The following is an 18,883-nucleotide window of genomic DNA, read 5'->3' as shown; positions in this document are numbered from 1 at the left end:
TTTTCTTCTTTTATTTCCGAGGAACCGTCACCTTTACGACCTGTGAAGCCGCATTGCCAGCCTTGTCTTTCACGACATAGGTAATGGAGTAAATGCGGGGCGAGTTCTTCTTTCCGGAGCCTGTCCGTTCAGCCCGCAGCATAAAGGAAGTGTCCTCCGTACCGAAATCTGCATCCTGAATATCGCTCGGGTCCATATCCGGTTCATTGCTGGTGATGGATGCCAACTCCGCCGATTGAATGCCGGACAACGAATCGCTGTAGGCGAGGCTGACTTGAATGGGAACCAACTCATGGTTGACCGGCGATAACGCTGGCTTGTCGACGGACGCTTTTACTTGAGGCGGCGTCTGGTCCAGCTTCCATTCGCGCTCGTGGGTTTCTTCTACATTTCCGGCTTTGTCGATGCTACGATACGCCAGGAGATAGGTGCCGTCCTTTTTGATGGAGACGGGCTTTTTGGAGTTTTGGAGGGGAAATCTCACCCGCAGGGGAGATGACATCGGGATTGCTGGACCACCACGAAATGGTCGTATCATAGATGCCGTCCGTCGGGAGATACACGCTGGGAGGGGTGTAAGTCACCTGGCTCATGGTCTCTTGCAGCCAAAGCACGGCCTGGTTGACCGCTTCGTCGTCTTCTGCCGAGTAATCAGCTGAATGTACGATGGTTTCCAAGGGATCGCTTGGCAAGAGCCCAGGGGTCTCGATCGTGATTCTCACCGGATCTCCTTCTCTCAGTGTGGCCCCATCCATGATGGGTATGAAGAAGGATTGGACACTGTCGTAGTTTGGGCTCGTGACGCCCTGGCCTATGAGCGTATCGTTCTTCGTGATGGTCACCCATGATTTTTGCCCATTTTTGACCTCGCCGCGAATCGTTGTGTCCGTCTCCTTGATAGCCGTGATTTTCGAAGGCTGAGGGCTTTTCTTGTCGGCTGCGGGTTTTACTGCGACAGGGACTGTATACGTTTTTTCCTTTGCAGGATCATAGATGGAGAATGTAACCGTATCGCCCTTTTGAAACAGCGAGGTATCGAGGTAGGAAAAGTAATGGTAGGTGGAACGTTCTTGTCCCGTTGCTGTGACGGTAGCGAGGAGCGTTTCGCCATTTTTGATCGTAATGGTCAACCAACTGTACGGCGCCGACATGAAAAAGAACTTGCTGTTTTCGTAGAGCTCCGGATGGTAGGGGCGGTCCTGCGGGACAGTCACGTTGAATTCTTTGGTATCGCTCGCATCTCCTCTGGTGATGGTGGCTCTCAACGTGACGTTTTCCTCTTTTTCGGTGGAAGGATAGACATTGCCAGTCGTGGTGATGACATCGGGATTGCTCGACCACCAGCTGATCGTGGAGCCGAAATCGTCCGTTGTCGGCATGTTCGTTTGTGACAGACTCCAGGAAAGCTTTTCTTTCGAGCGGGCGACCGTCTCGGCAACGGCAAACACGCGGACTTCCACCGGATCGCTTTCCAGGCGGCCGGGAATTTCACTGGTGAGGGTCAAGATATCGCCGGCGTGGAGACTGCCGGGTGGAAGCGTCAGGGAAAAGAAATCAAATCCCGTATCCCCCGGAAGCGAAACGGCTCGTCCGACCACTTCGGCCTCTCTCTTTACCGTAATGATGGTATAACCTGAGACTTTCCCCGCCACTTTTCCGCTCAGGTCATCCAGGTAGCTTAGATCGTAGGGGAGATCGGTTGTTTTCTCGTTGGTTACAGCCTGTACGACCGTATCGTAGGTGACCCGTTCACTGGGGATGGGAGACTGGATATCGACGGTCAGTGTATCTCCTGCTTGAAATAAGGAGGTATCCAGAGGGACGTCATACAGATAGGAGCCATGGTAGGAAAGGGAGTGACTCGTCGCCTGGCCTACCAGCACGTCCGCTTTCTTTATCGTGACGGTATAGTACGACATCGGCAAAAAACCGATCCTGACACTGTGCGAATTCTCGTAGATCGTAACAGGACTGCCTGCTGCCCCGGCAAGACTTCCTCCTCCGCCCAGCGACAACGCCAACAATAAGAGGCTTACGCAAACCTGAATAAACTTCTTCCTTGTCCACATTCGCTTTCACCCTCCTAACGATTTACAAGTCCTTGATAGAGTTCGGGTAGACAGTCTTAAGTACCTTCCTTTTTCTGTAAAATTCACAATTCGGGTAACGAAGCATGTGTCCGAGCCTGAAATGGCTTTTGGCAGCTGAAACCTTTTCCTTTCCCCAGCGTCTGAATAAGAGCAAGATGGAGACTCCACAGGGAGGAGACAGCGCTATGAAAAGACGCATTATCACGGCCTGCACGGCTCTATTGCTCGGCACAGGCGCTTGGATGCCGGCCGCACAGGCAGCCTCGTTTTCATCCATTCAGCCTTATTTGACCGACTACAAATACGGATTTACCGATGGTGCCAAGCTCGTTTCCAAGCCGGTGTACGACGAGTTCAGCCGCTATTCGAACTACACGATCGTGACGAAGGCTGGCAAACAGGGCATTCTGGACAACAAGACCGGGAAAGAAATCACTCCGGCCATCTGGGACAACATCCAGCTGCCCAGTCCGGGCAAGATCGCCATCGTCCAAAAAGGCGGATGGTCTCAATATGTGGATCTGACGAACGGCAAGCTGTCCGCGAAGTTTGCGGGTGCCCATACGTACTACCTGTCAGCGGCGCATGATACGGTGATCAACATGGTCGGACAGACCTCCATGCTTCTGGATCCGTCCGGAAAGGAGCTGATCAAGCCTTTTGCCGGCAAGCTTTCCTTCGTGGAGCTCGTGAATCCCCAAGACGCGGACAATCCGGATGCCAATCCCGTGCGTTATCCGTTGGCGAGCGTAGGCAAGCAGATTACGCTGTACGATCCCGCGACATTCGCTCCGAAGTTTACGCTCAAAAACGCCGAGCTGATTCCAAATGAAGGCGGACCGAAGACGGCCTATCTCAAAGTCAGGTCCGGCGGCAAGGAAGGGCTCGTCGACGTTTCGGGGAAAAACGTGCTTGCCCCGAATTACAAAGCCTTGTACTTCTGGAACAACGGCTTCGTCCGTGTGGAGGGGCCAAAGGGCGCCGGTCTGTGGAAAGACGGCCGGATGCTGGCTGAGCCGCAATTCGCCGGCGTAGAGATCCTGGGCAACGAAAAAGATGTCTATCTGACCATGGACAAAGACACCGTCACTTACTACTCGATATCCAAACGGACCTCTCACACGCTGCGGAAAGGGGCGCAGTACTTGCGCGACGGCTACGTGCTGGGACAGGATACCCAGACAGGACTGTACGGCATCGTTGAAATCGGCGGTAAGACGGTCGTGCCGTTTGCGTACCCGAAAGTGGAGGGGCCGCCAGCCGCACAGGTGCTGGTTCGCGCCGATGGAAAGAAAGGACTCATTCCCGGCTGGAACAAGCCGATGCGCGAGCCGGAATTTTGGTTCGATTCCTACACCACCTTGGGCTCGTACAGCATGCTGAGCATAAAGGACGGCAATCGGATCGGCCTGTATTCGGAATCCAAAGGTCTAATTTTCCCGCCGCAGGAAAATACCGTCATCTCCTACGATTCCAGCACGAACCAGGTGCTCGTCAGGACGGCGGACGGGAAAACGACGGCGTACGGCTTTGACGGAGAAATCAAAGGGGACAGCGCGCCGCCGAGAGAGGAAGTTCTGTCTGAGCGTCTCAAGAGCACCGGAACCCCCGGAACCGGGTATGTTCTCGTGGACCGGCAGACGGGGGAGACCATCAGCAAGGCGTACCGCAGCATCTATATGGAGCGTGGAGGCTCCAAGCTGATCGTTGCGATAGGCGCGAAGGTAGCTGATCTGTATTCGGAGACAGGCGAGCTTTTGACAAAAGACATTCAAATTCCTCAGGTGCCGGACTCTCCTTACCAACCGTCTGTTTCCTTTGCCACGATCGACAACGTGACGTATACGGCAGGGGTCAAAGCGGATTCGGATAAAGTGGCGTTGATCCAGATTGCCGGCGGTCAAATACAGCCGGTGACGGATTTCGCCTATGAAACGGTCACCGCGAGAAACACGTCTGGAAAACTGTTTTTCATGCTGAGCCGTCCAGACGGATCCTACGATGTGTGGGCCAAATTGAACGGCCAGATGGCACGGCAGCTGGAAGGGATCAGCGAGCTCGTTGCCCAGGAGGGCCTGGACCGGTTGTTCGTCCGGCAAGGCATAGGCTGGGACGTCTATACCTCCGAAGGGAAACGAGTCACAAATGGGGGGTACCGCTCGCTGAATTATTTGGATACAGGCGACGGAAAGCCGGGTGCGATCGCGTACCAGGATGCGAGGACAGGCTTGTACGGGCTGCTGGGTGTCGGCGGAAACGTCCTGACCGGACCCAACTACGAGAACATCTACCTGAGCAAGAGCGTTTTCCCGCAGATCTGGAACGATGCGGGTCAGCCTCCTTACCTGTTCACGGCGAGGCAGCAAATCGGCTACCTCGGTCAAGACGGGAAAGAGCTGTTCCACACGGCATTCCTCACCAAAAGCCCGGTCTTGACGTACCGGCCTATGACAGTGCAGGCGTTTCCCGCCTACCAGTCTTTGGTCCGGCAAAACGCCTTGGAACTGATCGCTCTCGACAAGCCGTACAGTTGGCAGGTCGGCATCGACAGCAAGCGGCAGTTTTTCGCGAACCTGGCCCTCTATCTCGGCTTGCCGAAGGAAGCGGGCAAAGAGGAAGTGCTGGCCTATCTCGTGTCCAAAGGCATCATCAAGGAGGATGCAAATCGCACAATCATGAGTGAAAACGACTTGTACGCCTTGTGCTACTACATGGAGACGGGGCAGGCGAGCCAAATGACTTCCCTTGATCTCCTTCGCTGGGCGAACAGCAGAGGACTGGTGAGGGGGAAAAATCCGGAGCCAATCATGGACCTGTATGCTTACTACCATGAGCTGTTTTTCCGGGAGCTGCTGCACACGCCAGCCGGAAAGAAGGCGGCCCAACCGAAAAAGCTGTCTGCCGCTGCACTCACACCAGCCCAGAAGCAAATGCTGACCTCCATGATTCTGGTGGGAGGGAAGCCGGTAGAACAGCTCCCGTTGCCGCTGCCGCAGGATACGATGGCAAAAGCGCTCCAGACCTTGACAGATCAGTACAACAAGCAGGCAAAGCAACTGCTCGCGGCTTACCTGGCTCAAAACTAGCGACGGCAAAAAGGCGCAACTTCCATGAGAAATTCATGGTCGTTACGCCTTTTTCAATGGTCTTTGCGTGAAGTCCTGTTCAAAATGAGGGCCAGAAACGACCCATGAGGACGTAAAAGAGCACGGCCAGGACAGCCGTGCCGATCAGGCACAGGACGAGCCCAAGAAGCGACACCTGATCCAGCTTGTACGCGACGAGAAAAAAGACGGTAAAGGCGAGATAGGCAATCAAGGTCGTGAGTTCCAATTGATTCATCATGGTTCACCTCATAAATCAGCCCCCTTCCGGATGAAAAGGGGGCTGGCGAAAGTTTGTTTCTAGGGCTCCCAGGGTCTGCGCGTCCCAAGCAAGTCAGCCAGGTGCTTGCTGCGGGTCCGCCTTTGCTTTCGCGCTTCTGCCCGCTCGGGAGCGCTGTCGTGCAGAAAAATCTCTTCCTTCGTCTCCGGGATGACTTTCGGTACCATGGTTGGCTTGCCGTCTTCCCCCAGCGCAACAAAGGTCAAAAACGAGGTGGCGCAAACCGTCCGCTCACCCGTCAGCAGGTCTTCTGCGACGATTTTGACGAAAATTTCCATCGAGGTCTTGTGCGTCCAGGTAACGAAGGCTTCGAGCGACACTTCGTGGTCGACCGGGATCGGATGCAGGAAGTCGACGGAATCCGTGGAAGCGGTCACGACAGGTCCGCGGGCCAGCTTCATGGCCGAGACCGAAGCGACGTCATCGATGTAGGACATCAGCTTGCCCCCGAATAGCGTATTGTGATTGTTCGTGTCCGGGGGAAGGACGTGACTTGCCTTGAATGTGCGCGTCTCCCGAACAAAGCGTTCTGCTGTCATGTGGAGAGGACCCCTTTTCGATAGCGTTTTCCTCGTGATTGGATGATCTTGCTAGTTTTCATTGTTCCACAAACCCTTTTCCCTAATCAAGTCAAAAAGGGATTTCCGTGCTAAGATGAAAAGAAAAACGAGGGCGTGATCAGATGGCGGAATGCGTGCTGAGGGAACTGAATCTTGCAGATCTGGGGGGAGATTTCCTGAGCGGCTTTCATCGGAGGCAAGAAACCCGCCGCGTCTGGTATATCGAAGACGGAGAGTGGAAGCAAAAGGACGACTTTTTCATAGATGAATGGGATGGACAAAAGAAGCAGCTGGTCATTGAAGACCTGAAGAATTGCGTGCGTACGGGCGGCAGCGTGGTAGGGGCCTACGATGCGGGAATGCTGATCGGGTTTGCCAATGTCGAAGGGACGCTCTTCGGCAGCAAGGGCCAATATCTCGAGCTTCCGTACATACACATATCCAGCGAGCATAGAGGTAAGGGGATCGGCAAGAAGCTGTTTGCTTCCTGCTGCCGGCTGGCCAGGGAAAAAGGAGCGAAAAAGCTGTACATCGCTGCCCACCCGTCTGTCGAAACCCAGCAGTTTTACCGCTCCGTAGGCTGCGTCCTGGCAGCTGAAATCAACCCGAGGATTTATGAAAAGGAGCCGCTGGACATCCAGCTGGAGCGGGTGCTGTAGCTAGGGACGCAAAAACCCCTCTCCGACGAGGTGTTATGGAGAGGGGGGAACTGCGCAATGGTCAGGCGATGCCCATGATTTTTTGGGCTTCCCGCAAACCGGTCAAATACGCGCCGTGGACGCTGGCGCAGTTGTCGGGATTGGTCGCTTCTCCCGCGAAAAACAGCCGGTTGTTCACGCTCTCCCCCAGGATGCGCATGTCTTCTCCGGACGTCACAGCAGAATGGTAGGAATAGGAGCCGCGGGCAAACGGATCAGATGCCCAGCGCGTCGATTTGCTGGCAGTCGGATGCGGGATGCTGTCGCCGTATTGCCGGACGAGCGCAGCCATGGCATGCTCCGTAATTTGTTCGTCGCTCCATTTTTCCAGCTCCGCGGCTGCCTGGGCCGTGAAGGAGGCGAGCAGTACAGGTTGCCCCGTAAATTTGTGCAGGTTTACATATTCTTGTGCATCTCCCGAAGGTGACTCCAGGCGGATGGTGTCGGCATCCTGCTCCCAAAACACATGCGGGAAGTGGAGGTACAGCTTGTTCATCAAGCCCGTATCCAGCCGATCGATGGCTTCCTGCTTGCGTAGGGGAAGCTCGGGTGAAAATGCGACGCTTCCGCTTTTCAACACTCCGAGCGGGAGGGTGATGACGGCGTACTTGGCGTTGAACACATCGCTGTAAGTGGCGATTCTCACGCCGTTGTCATCGTGGGAGACACCGTGGACGATCTGATTTTGGCGGATGTCCAGCTGAGAGAGCCAATCGCGGTACGTATAGTCCAAGCCTTTGGCGGGGTCGGCTTTCCCAAGGGCGTAGGTCTGTGCCAAGAACGGAGCGGGACTCCCGTAATGAATGCCATGCAGCCAGGAAGCGCCAAGCTCGGTAGGAGTGCCGCCCTCGTATTCCGTCCAGATCCGCCCGCCGATCCGGTCGCGGGCCTCGAGGACGATCACGCTGTAGCCGTTCTTTCGCAAAGCATCTGCGGCTGCCAGGCCGGAAATGCCCGCCCCCACTACAATCACGTCGGCTGATTTGGTCTGCTTGGGCGAAGACGCCGCTTGTGCTGTCTGAATCGGCAGCACGCGAGCGGCGTCTCTCCAGAGCATGCCGGAAACAGTGGCAACGACGCCGGTTTTGATAAAAGAGCGTCTGCTTACTTTGAGACCCATTACCCAATCTCCTCTCCGAATCTATCAAAATGTGTAACGGTAGCCGCTTCGGCAATCTATCCGGCACAGGCATCACGATCTACGTTATCTACTCCAGTTATACCATAGTCATCCATTCGTCTACCATATCCTTTCAGAGAGATGATTGACTACGAGAATCCGATTCCATAGAATGAGAAATGAAAAACTTGCCATATGTACATATCTGTTTTTGTGAGGAGCTACATGATTGCCACCGTTCCTGTTTGTGCAGACGATGACCTCTTCTTATTCCAACTGTTCGCCTCTACCCGAGAAGACGAAATCGCATCTTGGGGATTCGATCAAAAGACGGCTGAACAGTTTTTTCGCATGCAATGGATGGCGCAAACGCAATCGTACCGATTGCTGTATCCCGGTGCGGATCATCAGATCATCGCGGTCGATCAGGTCAAGGCCGGTCGGCTCATCCTCGATCGGACGGACTCTGCCATTCACGTGGTAGATGTATCCCTTTTGCCCGCGTTTCGCAGCCAAGGCATCGGCACCGGCATCTTGCGGCAGTTGCAGCAGGAGGCGGTTCAACAAAAAAAGACCTTATCCTTGAGCGTACATGTATCCAACCCAGCCAAGCGATTGTATGACAGGCTGGGTTTTTCGGTGGTCTCGGGAGATGGGGTGTACGTGCGCATGCAGTGGTCCTGAGACCAATTGCGCTTCCAACAATGAAACGGGGAGGGATTTGCAAATGGCAGAGGCGTATATCGGTGAAATCCGCCTGTTCGCGGGGAATTACGCTCCGCCTGGATGGGCGTTGTGCGACGGGAGACTCATTCCGATTGCTCAAAATACTGAGCTGTTCTCTTTGATTGGGACCAACTATGGCGGTGACGGGGTAAATACGTTTGCCCTGCCTGATCTGCGCGGGAGAATTCCGGTCGGGACGGGGAATTTGAACAACGGCACCCCTTACCTGCTAGGCTCGAGGGGGGGAGTCGAGCGCGTGACATTGACTCTGAACCAGATTCCCAACCATACCCATACGATCGCGGCGGAATCCGCATCAGGTGCAGATACGCCAGTGGGCAATACTTGGGCTGTGCAGCCGCAGACTTCTTATTCGAAGTCGCTCGACTCTCTGGTCGACATGAGCGTAGAAGCCATAGCGAGCGCTGGCGGAAACCAGCCTCACGACAATATGATGCCATCCCTCGGGCTCAGCTTCATGATTGCATTGGTGGGGATTTTTCCACCGAGGGACTAGTTTTTTCAAATGGAATCACATGGATGAAATGGGGGAATCCGCATGGAACCGTTCATCGGGGAAATTCGCTTATTCGCAGGTACCTACGCTCCAAAAGGCTGGGCACTTTGCAATGGGCAGCTCATGCCTTTACAGCAAAATACGGCCTTGTTCTCCATTCTCGGCTTAGCGTACGGCGGTGACGGCAAAACCACTTTTGCCCTTCCGAATCTTCAAGGGCGAGCGCCCGTCCACCCCAGCCCCACTGTCGTTCTCGGGCAATTCGGCGGGGAGGAAGCGCACACGTTGACGTGGTCGGAGATGCCGACGCACACCCATCCTGCTTCCGTATCCTCACAGGAGGCGCAGCAAGTTTCGCCGAAAGGCAGCGTATGGGCAGCCAAGGAAAACAGCTACGCTCCAGTCGATGACAAAATCATGAACCTCGCCATGTCACCGGCGGCTTTGACATCGGCAGGCGGGGGACAGGCGCATGAAAACCGGCAGCCTTATCTCGCCATGAATTTTTGTATCGCGTTGCAAGGGGTTTTTCCACCCCGAGGCGAAGGGGCGAGTCTGGTGGAGGGGTACCTTGGTGAAATCCGAATGTTTGGGGGGAATTTCGCCCCGAGCGGGTGGGCTTTATGCAATGGACAAACGTTGCCGATCGAATCGTACGCCGCCCTCTATTCGATCATCGGGCCCAGGTACGGCGGGGATGGGGTGAGGAACTTCGCTTTGCCGGATCTGCAAGGTCGAGCTCCCATGCACTGGGGACAAGGAAGCGGTCTATCCCCAAGAGAGCTTGGCCAGCAGGTCGGCTCCGAGAGTGTCAGTCTCAAGGAAATCGAGATGCCAGCCCATCGCCATACAGCACGGGCTGCCGATCAGGTCGGAAGCACGAACTCCCCGGAAAATGCCGTCTGGGCGCAAGCACCCAAGCAAGGAAAGTTCGTCAAGCGGGAAACCCCGCTCTACCAGGGTTCGCCGGAATCAGGCAAACAGATGAACGTCCTGGCGCTGTCCAATGCAGGATCCGGTACGCCTCATAACAACCGACAGCCGTATCTTGCGGTGAATTTTATCATCTGCTTGGATGGGCAATTCCCCCCAAGGGAATGAATGGACGCAAAGATTCATGAAGAATGGAGGGATTCCATATGGACAGGCCTCTGCTTCATCGAGAGCTCATCCGCCGGCTGCGAAAGAGCTGCTGGATGATGCTCGCATGCTTGCTCCTGCTTTCCGTCGCTTTCCCTTTCCCGCAGCCGGCAAGGGCAGCCGCGGCATCATGGACCGAGGAAACCGGGCTACCGACGAAAAATGTCTTGCAGACCGTTCGCTACGGCGGAGGGGAGTGGCTTGTTGCAGGAGCATCCGCGACGGTCATCGTTTCCGAAGATGGCACCAATTGGGAGAGAGAAGAACCTGCAGGTGCTTCGAACGAATGGACCGATGCCGTCCACGACGGTCAGCACTGGCTGTTGGTCGGGAGCGGCGGGAAGATTTACCGTTCTGCAGGAAAGACGGCAGCGAGCGGCTGGAGCTCTCAAACCTCGAATACAGATCATGACCTATACGGCATCGCGTATGATGGCCAAGGTACCTATGTCGCAGTGGGCAATGGCATCTTGCTCTCGTCAGCAGACGGCATCGAGTGGGACGAGCAAATTTTCCCCGGAGACGCCGGAGAAACGCTGTTTGGTGTGGCCTATGGCAACGGACAATTCGTGACAGTCGGCTCTTCCGGCAGCCTGTACACCTCGGCAAACGGGATGGTCTGGAGTGAAAAAAATATGTCGAGCAGTCCGCTTTACGGAGTCCATTACGGAAACGGAAAATTCGTGGCGACTGGCTCCAGCTCGATCTATTCATCCACAGACGCGAGCTCCTGGTCCGCAGCCACGGGAACGGTTACAGGAGAGATTTACACCGTCGCGTACGGAAACGGAAAATACGTGGCTGCAGGGGGAAAAGGCAAACTGCTGGTCTCCCCGGATGCAGAAAATTGGACGGACGAGGAATCGTCGGGCACTTCTGACGACTTGTACAGCATCGGCTACTCGGCCGAGCAAAGACAGCTGGTCACGGTCGGCGGAGGGGACACAGCGGTTCTGCTCACACAGGAAGAGCCTTCGGAAAAGCTGAAACGACTCGTTCTCAGCACGGGAAGCTTGTCGCCGGATTTTTCTGCGAGTGTGTTCAATTATACGGTCAGTGTCCCGGAAACGACGACCAGCATGACGATGACGCCGTCTACCCAGGAAAAAAAGGCGACCATGGTCCTGAGGGAAAACGAAAAGAGTACGCCGTTAGCCAACGGAACGCCAAGCAGTGCCATTTCCATCGGCCCGGGCAGCACGACGGTGCAGATCGAAGTGACATCGAGTACCGGCGTCAAAGCCGTCTATCAAATTGTCGTTAACCGTGGCGAACCGGGCACACCTCCCGAACTCACGCTGACGAACAGCGGGATCGCGGAGAACCAACCGCTTCTGACCGAAATCGGCACCCTGCAGACGAAAGGGCCGAACCCGGGAGCGACGTACACTTACTCGCTGGCCGCCGGGGATACGGACAGCTTCGTAATCAGTGGAGATAAACTGCTGTCCAACAAGATTTTTGACCATGAGACGCAAAGGACGTACCAAATTACCGTGGTGGCGCATGATTCCGCCGGCTGGAGCAGCAATCAGGTCTTCACGATCACGATTCAGGATGTAGACGAGCCTCCTGTAGTGCGGAGCAGCAGCAAGAGCGGACAAGCAGGCGGGCCGATCAGTTTTGCGGAAAGCGATTTTGCCTCTGTTTTTGACGATCCGGAAAAAGCGGATCTGCAAAAGATACAGATCGTGCAGCTGCCTGAAAACGGCGTCTTGACGCTGAATGGCACTGCGGTCGTGCTCAATCAGGAAATACCGGCGGCAGACACGCCTTCACTGCTCTATACGCCAAACCTAGACTGGACAGGAAGCGACTCGTTTGCCTGGAAGGGGTATGACGGTACGAGCTATTCGGATCAGGCCGCCGAATTTTCGCTCGCCATTTCCCAGGGGAACGTGCTGCCAACGGTAAAGGACTTCGCCAAGACCGGGGTGGTGGATCAGCCTATTGCCTTTACCGCGCAGGATTTCGTGAGCGCGTTTGTCGATGCGGATCCAGGTGATTCTTTGAAGCAGGTCCAGATTGCCAGCCTGCCTGCTTCGGGCAGCCTGCAGTTGGATGGAGGTCCGGTGACGTCCGGGCAGGTCATCCCGGCATCCGACCTGTCGAAGTTGAGCTATGTGCCGGAGAGCGGTTGGAGCGGCACTGTCGATTTCCAATGGAAAGGCCACGACGGCACAGGCTATTCCGCGGCAGCGGCGGTGGTCACGATCAACATCAAGAAAACGGTAGGCAACCGGCCGCCTACAGTTGTTGACAAGTCGTTGACCGGGGCGGAGGATACATCTCTGCACTTTGCCGAGAGCGACTTTGTCTACCGCGATGAAGACGGGGATGGTTTGCAGACCGTACGGATCGAAAGCTTGCCGGCACATGGGAAGCTGACGCTGGATGGGAGGGACGTGGCAGCGGCAGAAGAGATTCCGGTCGCCGGCTTGTCCAGCTTGTCCAGGCTGCTCTTTACACCTGATCCCAACTGGAATGGCCGTACCTCCTTTTTCTGGAATGGCTCAGATGGACAGGCGTACGCCACCGTACCGGCCCGAATTTCTATGACCATCACTCCTGTGAACGATCCGCCGGTGGCACGTGACGTGACATTGCGACTGACGCAAAACCAGGTGAAGCAGGGCTGGCTTGACGCGAGCGATGTGGACGGAGACGCGCTCACATACACCTTGGCGAGTTCTCCTGCCAAGGGTACTGTCAGGATCGACTCCGCGACCGGTCAGTTTACGTTTACGCCGACTCGAAATGCGACCGGAAGCGATTCTTTCACATATGTGGCAAATGATGGCGCTTTGGATTCCAACAGGGCCACGGTGAGAGTGACGATTTCGGCAGTCGTCGTACCACCTCAGCCGGTGTATCCGCCGACGATCAGCGCGATCTCTGATCAGACCATCGAGCAGGGCGGGCATACCGAAGACGTGGCATTCCAGGTAAGCGACTTCGACGACGATCCGCGTACGTTGGCGGTCACCGCGTATTCCGACAACCAAACGCTCATCCCGAATGAGGGAATCGAGCTCGGCGGCAGCGGAGCCAACCGGACGATACGGGTGACACCGGCAGCGGGCGAGCATGGCACCGCGGCGATTACCGTTGTGGTCAGTGACGGGAAGTACAGCGCGAGCGAAACCTTCCGCGTCACGGTGACAGAAGTCAATCATCCGCCAAGGGCGTTGAACGGCTTCTTGCTGGCGGAGAAGGCGGAGCTGGCAAAAGGCGTGCTGCAAGCCAAGGATGAGGACGGGGATCCACTGACGTTCGAGTTGGTTCGCCAGGCGAGCAAAGGGAAGGTCACCCTGACCAACGCCGAGACGGGCGCGTACACCTACACGCCCAAAAAGGGAAGCTCCACGATCAGCGAGGACAGCTTTACGTTTAAGGTGAACGACGGAAAAGCGGACTCCAACGTGGCCACCGTCACGATCAGCCGCAAAGCGAGCAACGATGCAACGCTGGCGTCCTTGCGCGTATCCGAAGGCAAGCTCTCTCCATCCTTCAACTACTGGCGCACCAGCTACGCGGTCAAAGTGGCCGAGGAAGTGAACAGCATTCGTGTGACGCCGACGACGTCACACGCTGCAGCCAGTGTGACGGTAAATGGAGAGGAAGTGGAGAGCGGCGCATCCAGCGGTCCTATCGCGCTCAAGCCGGGAACCAACGACATCAAGGTGATCGTCACCGCCCAAAATGGCGCCCGAAAAACGTACAAGCTGACCGTGGAGAAAGCGTACAAGCCGATCACCAAGATCGAGCTGGAGAAGCACAAGCTGACCATGACGGAGGGAGACGATCCCGTCACGCTTGCTGTGCGAGTAGAGCCCGAGCAGGACACCGAAAATCTGCTCGTCTGGAAATCGAGCAGGACCTCTGTCGTGACGGTCGACAAGATGGGCACGCTCGTCGCCCGACAGAGCGGGACCGCGACCATCACTGTATCGAGTCTGGACGGCAAAGTAAGAGACAAGGCGGTCGTCAAAGTAGAAGCTGGCAAAATCGTCGAGCTGACCGCTGATACGCGGATGTTCGTCATGAGGCCGAAAGACACCGAGGAGATTCGCATCTTTGCCTTATATGCCCAAGGCACGAAGCGCGATGTGACCGAAGAAGCGCGTTGGTCGTCGAAGAACCGGAGAGTCGCTTCCGCGTCCAAAGGAAAAATCGTCGCCAATGGGCAAGGCTCCACTCTGCTCACTGCAACATTCAACGATGCTTCCGTCTCCTTCCTCGTCAACGTGTACGATCAGCCATGGGTCGATGAACGGGAAGTGGAGGTAGCACTCGAGGAGTCTGCGGACGGTGTGGAATTGCGGATCAACGGAAAGCTGCCGGACGAGGAAAAGCTCTCCGTCCAAGTGCAGATCGGCAAGAAGAGCGAAGACGCCGACATGGATGACGATGGCCGTTCGTTCTCCTTTGCCCGTCTGTTCGACGAGAGGGCTGATTTGCCCCGGCAAGTGCAGCTCGTCGTAAATGCGGATGGCTCGAGGAAAAAGGAACAGATCATCACCCTCCCCATCCAGCTGTTTGATGAGGGCAGCGTGAGTGTCAAAAAGCTAAGCCGTAGGGATGATGGAAACGAATCGAGCTTTCGCATGACAGGGGATCTGTATGACGATACCGCGGTCATGAAAGTAGAGCTCATGCACGATGATGAGGTCATCGCGGCAGGAACGATCAAACGCGGCAAATTCGATATTCCTTCATTCGCGTACGATGGCGGGGAGCTCGTGTTGCGGGCCACTTCTTACACGGGGTATGCGCAAGAGTGGGTAGTGGACATGGACGACGAATAAAAACGAAGGGCAGTCCTGAAATGGCAGGGCTGCCCTTTGCATGAGACATGATTTGTAGCGAACGGGCCCACCTCACATGCTCAGGTGGGCCCGCCATCATATGCTAGCTGACTTAGTCTTCGTCTTCATCTTCGTCTTCGTCAAATTCCCTCAGTTCGCGAAGAGCCTCCCTGAGAGCGCGAATCGCCCTTTCAATGGCGCGTTCCAATTCCCGAATTTCTTCGTTTTCACGCCTGTGCCTGTTTCCCATAAGAATCCCCTCCTTTGCCAAAGCTAGCGACGAACAAGGTGTACAAACAGAACTTGTTCTATCGCTAAGACATTGTTATGTAAAAAGTTGTCCGCCCGTGCGATGTCAGGGACAAGATTGGGTAATCGAGAGGAAATTTTGATGGATCCGTTTAGAAGGCAAGAGGGTCGGTATCATAGAGAAAGGGTAAAACGATCACGCTAGGAGAAAGAAGAGGGGGAAACAAGAGCCCTGATGTAGAAATCGGAAGGAGCAGGAGAAGGAAACACGCTTGTGGGAGGTCGTCGTCGTATGTGTGGCAGGTTTACGTTAACCGTCTCATTGGAAGCATTGATGGAGTATTACCGCATTGAAGACCCTGCATTGATCGAGCATACCGCCCGCTTCAATGTCAGCCCCTCTCAGATGGTGATCGCAGTGGTGCATGACGGGCAAAAAAACCGGATAGGAAAGCTGAAATGGGGCTTGGTCCCTTCCTGGGCGAAGGATGAAAAAACGGCTATCACCAATGCGAGAGCGGAGTCCTTGCTGCAAAAGCCCGCTTTCCGCGTCCCGTTTGAACGCAAGAGGTGCATCATCCCGGCAGACAGTTTTTATGAGTGGAAAAAAACAGAGACGGGCAAACAACCGATGCGAATCATGCTCACCTCGCAAAAGCTGTTTAGCTTGGCCGGCTTGTACGATACGTGGATATCGCCCGACGGTCGGAAGGTGAGCAGCTGTACAATCATCACCACTTCCCCGAATTCGCTGATGGCCGGAATTCACGACCGGATGCCGGTCATCCTGCACCCCGAGGACGAAGCCGTCTGGCTGAACCGCAGCCTCCAGGATCCGAAGCCGCTGTTACGTCTCCTTCGCCCTTTCCCGGCAGAGGAGATGAAAGCATACCCGGTTTCGCCGCTGGTGGGAAATGCCAAGAATGACGTTCCAGCGTGCATCGAAGAAGTAAAAGCGTCTGGCTAGCCGGCAAAAACCGAGCCCACCCAAGAGCATGTCCGCTCCAGGTGGGCGCAGGGTTGTTACTCTGCCCTAAGGCTCACTCTTTAAGGATTCGATCCAGTCCGCATAACACGTGTCACAAAGAAGCTCCTCGCGATCCTGTTTGCCTTGGAAAAAAAAGATTTGGTGGACGCTGTCAGTTTCGTGTTCACAGTAATAACAGCGATATTTCCCCAAGTCAGTCCCTCCTTGAAGAGTATTCAAGAGTAACGGTACATATCTTCTCCATTCTTGCCGGAGAATAACAGTCCGAAATCCTAAAATCGGACCCGTTCGGGACGAAAAAAGACGATCAGATCTGTTTTACAAACAAGACCCGATCGTTTCCTTTTCCATCGTAGTTGGAGGAGACGGGGATTCCGTCCACTACATGATCGCCTTTTTCGATCTCGAATCCCATCCTCGTGTGGAAGGCAATCGAGGTTTTGTTTACGGGAGAGGTAATGCAGCGAACCGTATGGCAGCCTTTTGACTTGGCTGTTGCAAAAAAGTGGCGATACAGCTCCGCGCCCATTCCTTCCTTTCGTTTGTCGGGATGGACCCCCACAAAATGGATATACGCCTCTCCGGGGAAGGTCTGAGACAAAAAGCCGATGAGAAATCCGACCATCTCCCCGTTCTCTTCCACGATAAAACTGCTTGGTTGAAAATGGACAAAAAACAGCTTGGGCAGCATGTCTGACATTTGCCGTCCTCCCCACCAATCGTTGAGGACAGCGATCACGCTGGTGTAATCGTGTTCCTGGACATTCCGGATGTGATGCATAGGTACCTCCTCAGCTTTGACAAAACATCAATACGTTGCCGTCGGGATCGTGATGTGGAACCCATGGCCGTTTTCGATCCCGGTGAGAAAAGCAATGAGGGGATAGCGTGAGTGAATCTGGTAAATAGATTCTGTACATTTCTATTATTTTCCTCCCACCCGAAGAGTACGCCGCGCCAAAGTGGGAAGCAGCACCTTCAGAAAAGGAGCGGCTATAGCGGGACAGCATTGATCTCATGAGCTACCCGTATGGCCGATTGGATCGCTCCCTGAATCCACCCGTGATAATCCGATGCGTGTTCCCCGGCAAAATGGACCCTGCCTTCCGGGCTACCAATGAACGGGCCGATTTCCGTTTCCTGAAAGGGCTTAAACAACGTAAAGGCCCCGGCCGCAAAGGGGTCCAGCACCCAGTTTTTCACGGCTCCCGTGACAAAAGTCTCGTATACGACGTCGCCGTGGATGTCAGCCATGTTCCGAAGCGCCATCCTGACTTGCTCTTCCTTCGACATGCTGACCCAGGGCAGCGCGTCATCCTCCCACACGTAGCTCGCCAATACGACTCCTCCTTGTTCTCCGTACCCATGACTGGGGTAGTACGAAAGGCGGTTGGGCAGGTCGGTGACGGTCTGGCCTCCGTACAACCCGTCTTCCTCCCAAAACCTGCGCGAAAACTGGATGGCGATTTTGGTGGAGGAAACATAGTGGAGCTGGCGGATCGCATTTCGCTTCTGGTAAGAGAACAGGTCGAAAGGTTCTACCTGGACGAACTGCAGTACTGTAAACGGAACGGTAATGATCGCGAGGTCTGCCGTTAACAAAAAAGGCTCCGAGGTGAGAGTCTGTTCCCCAAAGATCGTGACCTCTTTTCCGTGCTGCGTGATTTTAGTCATCCTGCAGTGGAAGGAAAGATCCTCTTGCAGCTGTGGGAGGAACGCGCGAGGCAGCTGGTCGAAGCCCCCTGAGATTTCGAAGAATCGGGTAGAGGGCGTGAAGAGGTTGAAGTCGCGCAAAATCTCCAGAAAGGAGAGCTCGGGGAATCCTTCAAAGCCCGACATTACATTGATCATTTCCACCGCTGTAGCGGACAAGGACGGGCCTGCCGGATTTTCGCGCATAAAGAGCTCCATGGAGTACTTGTCAAAATGTTTGACGACCGTGGGCCAATGCTTATCGGGGTTTTGTTTGACGAAATCCAGTACCGGCTTGACCGCAAGCAAGGCCAATTGGTCGGCCGTCTTGCCTCTTTCATGGGGAGCCAAAGGGAAGCGGAGTATGTCGGGATCCCGTTCGTAGATCCAGCGGCGCGTTTTCACTCCGTTTATATACAGCAGGTCGTTTGGGGTGAGGTTTTTGAACTCATTCAGAGGCAGGCGAAATTTCGAAATGTACTCCAATGTCAATCGGTGGGTACTGGGAATCCGCATCGCCCCTGCTTCGATGTACTGCCCGTCATAAAAAGGGGAACGAAGGGTGAAGACCCGGCCGCCAACCCGGTCGGAGGCTTCGAGTATCGTCACGTGATGCCCTGCGTCCTTTAGCAGAGAAGCGGAAACCAGGCCGGCCATACCCGCTCCGACGATGACGATTCGTTTGGGAGAGGACGTTTTGGGCAGCCCGTTTCGGATGATAGAAAGCATCGAGTCTGGAGAGAGTGTTGAAGGATTTTCCATTGCTGTAATCCCCTTGGTGGTTTTTGAACCCATCTTATTCGGAAAAGTGCCCAGGTGTGATAGTCAATGGGGAAAGGAGAGTGCAATCAGCCGGCATGCCTTTTCGCAGGTATAAAGATGCATTGACTCCGGAGTGTTGAATACTGTAT

15 protein-coding genes and 1 pseudogene are annotated in these 18,883 nt (G+C 55.1%); 8 read left to right on the top strand and 8 right to left on the bottom strand.

The features are described 5' to 3' along the window. Positions 1-10: 10 nt before the first annotated feature. Both RGB73_RS23650 and RGB73_RS23645 read right to left on the bottom strand, forming a co-directional pair. Positions 11-502, bottom strand: a complete 492-nt coding sequence (locus RGB73_RS23650) for a hypothetical protein (protein WP_310765202.1) — start codon at positions 500-502, stop codon at positions 11-13. Then, a complete protein-coding gene (locus RGB73_RS23645; protein WP_310765201.1) occupies positions 408-2,069 on the bottom strand; it encodes an immunoglobulin-like domain-containing protein in 1,662 nt (553 codons plus the stop codon). The genes RGB73_RS23650 and RGB73_RS23645 overlap by 95 nt, the downstream gene beginning before the upstream one ends. 206 nt (positions 2,070-2,275) lie before the next feature. Here RGB73_RS23645 and RGB73_RS23640 point away from each other — a divergent pair, with 206 nt between their 5' ends. After that, positions 2,276-5,176, top strand: coding sequence for a WG repeat-containing protein (locus tag RGB73_RS23640; protein ID WP_310765200.1), 2,901 nt, complete (start codon positions 2,276-2,278; stop codon positions 5,174-5,176). A 79-nt stretch (positions 5,177-5,255) separates the two neighbouring features. Here RGB73_RS23640 and RGB73_RS23635 read toward each other — a convergent pair whose 3' ends face one another. Next, complete coding sequence (locus RGB73_RS23635; RefSeq protein WP_310765199.1) at positions 5,256-5,435, bottom strand: hypothetical protein; 180 nt, start codon at positions 5,433-5,435, stop codon at positions 5,256-5,258. 59 nt (positions 5,436-5,494) lie between these two features. Next, on the bottom strand, positions 5,495-6,013 hold the full coding sequence (locus tag RGB73_RS23630) for an acyl-CoA thioesterase (protein WP_310765198.1): 519 nt from the start codon (positions 6,011-6,013) through the stop codon (positions 5,495-5,497). Between the two features lie 143 nt (positions 6,014-6,156). Here RGB73_RS23630 and RGB73_RS23625 point away from each other — a divergent pair, with 143 nt between their 5' ends. Beyond that, positions 6,157-6,693 (top strand): GNAT family N-acetyltransferase, encoded by a 537-nt coding sequence (locus RGB73_RS23625; RefSeq protein ID WP_310765197.1) that lies wholly within the window; start codon positions 6,157-6,159, stop codon positions 6,691-6,693. 61 nt (positions 6,694-6,754) lie between these two features. Here RGB73_RS23625 and RGB73_RS23620 read toward each other — a convergent pair whose 3' ends face one another. Then, the gene (locus RGB73_RS23620) at positions 6,755-7,852 is read right to left on the bottom strand and encodes a flavin monoamine oxidase family protein (RefSeq protein ID WP_310765196.1); all 1,098 of its coding nucleotides are present in this window, start codon (positions 7,850-7,852) and stop codon (positions 6,755-6,757) included. A gap of 225 nt (positions 7,853-8,077) precedes the next feature. Here RGB73_RS23620 and RGB73_RS23615 point away from each other — a divergent pair, with 225 nt between their 5' ends. From RGB73_RS23615 to RGB73_RS23595, 5 genes and pseudogenes are all read left to right on the top strand, one after another. Continuing rightward, positions 8,078-8,536 carry a GNAT family N-acetyltransferase gene (locus RGB73_RS23615; protein ID WP_310765195.1) on the top strand — a complete coding sequence of 153 codons (459 nt, stop codon included), beginning with the start codon at positions 8,078-8,080 and terminating at the stop codon, positions 8,534-8,536. Positions 8,537-8,579: 43 nt separating this feature from the next. After that, positions 8,580-9,095: a phage tail protein gene (locus RGB73_RS23610; protein ID WP_310765194.1), complete on the top strand. Its 516-nt coding sequence runs from the start codon at positions 8,580-8,582 to the stop codon at positions 9,093-9,095. Positions 9,096-9,137: 42 nt separating this feature from the next. Then, positions 9,138-9,635, top strand: a pseudogene (locus RGB73_RS23605) (phage tail protein); the annotation flags it as partial. Between the two features lie 45 nt (positions 9,636-9,680). Further along, positions 9,681-10,196, top strand: a complete 516-nt coding sequence (locus tag RGB73_RS23600; protein ID WP_310774499.1) for a phage tail protein — start codon at positions 9,681-9,683, stop codon at positions 10,194-10,196. Between the two features lie 38 nt (positions 10,197-10,234). After that, on the top strand, positions 10,235-15,043 hold the full coding sequence (locus tag RGB73_RS23595) for a tandem-95 repeat protein (protein ID WP_310765193.1): 4,809 nt from the start codon (positions 10,235-10,237) through the stop codon (positions 15,041-15,043). Positions 15,044-15,155: 112 nt separating this feature from the next. Here the strand turns inward: RGB73_RS23595 and RGB73_RS23590 are convergent, their stop codons facing one another. Continuing rightward, on the bottom strand, positions 15,156-15,293 hold the full coding sequence (locus tag RGB73_RS23590) for a hypothetical protein (protein WP_310765192.1): 138 nt from the start codon (positions 15,291-15,293) through the stop codon (positions 15,156-15,158). Between the two features lie 291 nt (positions 15,294-15,584). Between RGB73_RS23590 and RGB73_RS23585 the strand changes: the two genes are divergently transcribed. After that, on the top strand, positions 15,585-16,259 hold the full coding sequence (locus tag RGB73_RS23585; RefSeq protein ID WP_310765191.1) for an SOS response-associated peptidase: 675 nt from the start codon (positions 15,585-15,587) through the stop codon (positions 16,257-16,259). Between the two features lie 328 nt (positions 16,260-16,587). Here the strand turns inward: RGB73_RS23585 and RGB73_RS23580 are convergent, their stop codons facing one another. Together RGB73_RS23580 and RGB73_RS23575 are read right to left on the bottom strand one after the other, a co-directional pair. Further along, a complete protein-coding gene (locus RGB73_RS23580) occupies positions 16,588-17,061 on the bottom strand; it encodes a GNAT family N-acetyltransferase (RefSeq protein WP_310765190.1) in 474 nt (157 codons plus the stop codon). A 212-nt stretch (positions 17,062-17,273) separates the two neighbouring features. Beyond that, on the bottom strand, positions 17,274-18,734 hold the full coding sequence (locus RGB73_RS23575) for a flavin monoamine oxidase family protein (RefSeq protein WP_310765189.1): 1,461 nt from the start codon (positions 18,732-18,734) through the stop codon (positions 17,274-17,276). Positions 18,735-18,883 lie beyond the last annotated feature (149 nt).

It is taken from the genome of Brevibacillus brevis, assembly GCF_031583145.1.
Taxonomy (GTDB): domain Bacteria; phylum Bacillota; class Bacilli; order Brevibacillales; family Brevibacillaceae; genus Brevibacillus; species Brevibacillus brevis_E.
This window is presented reverse-complemented; position numbering and strand designations above follow the sequence as displayed.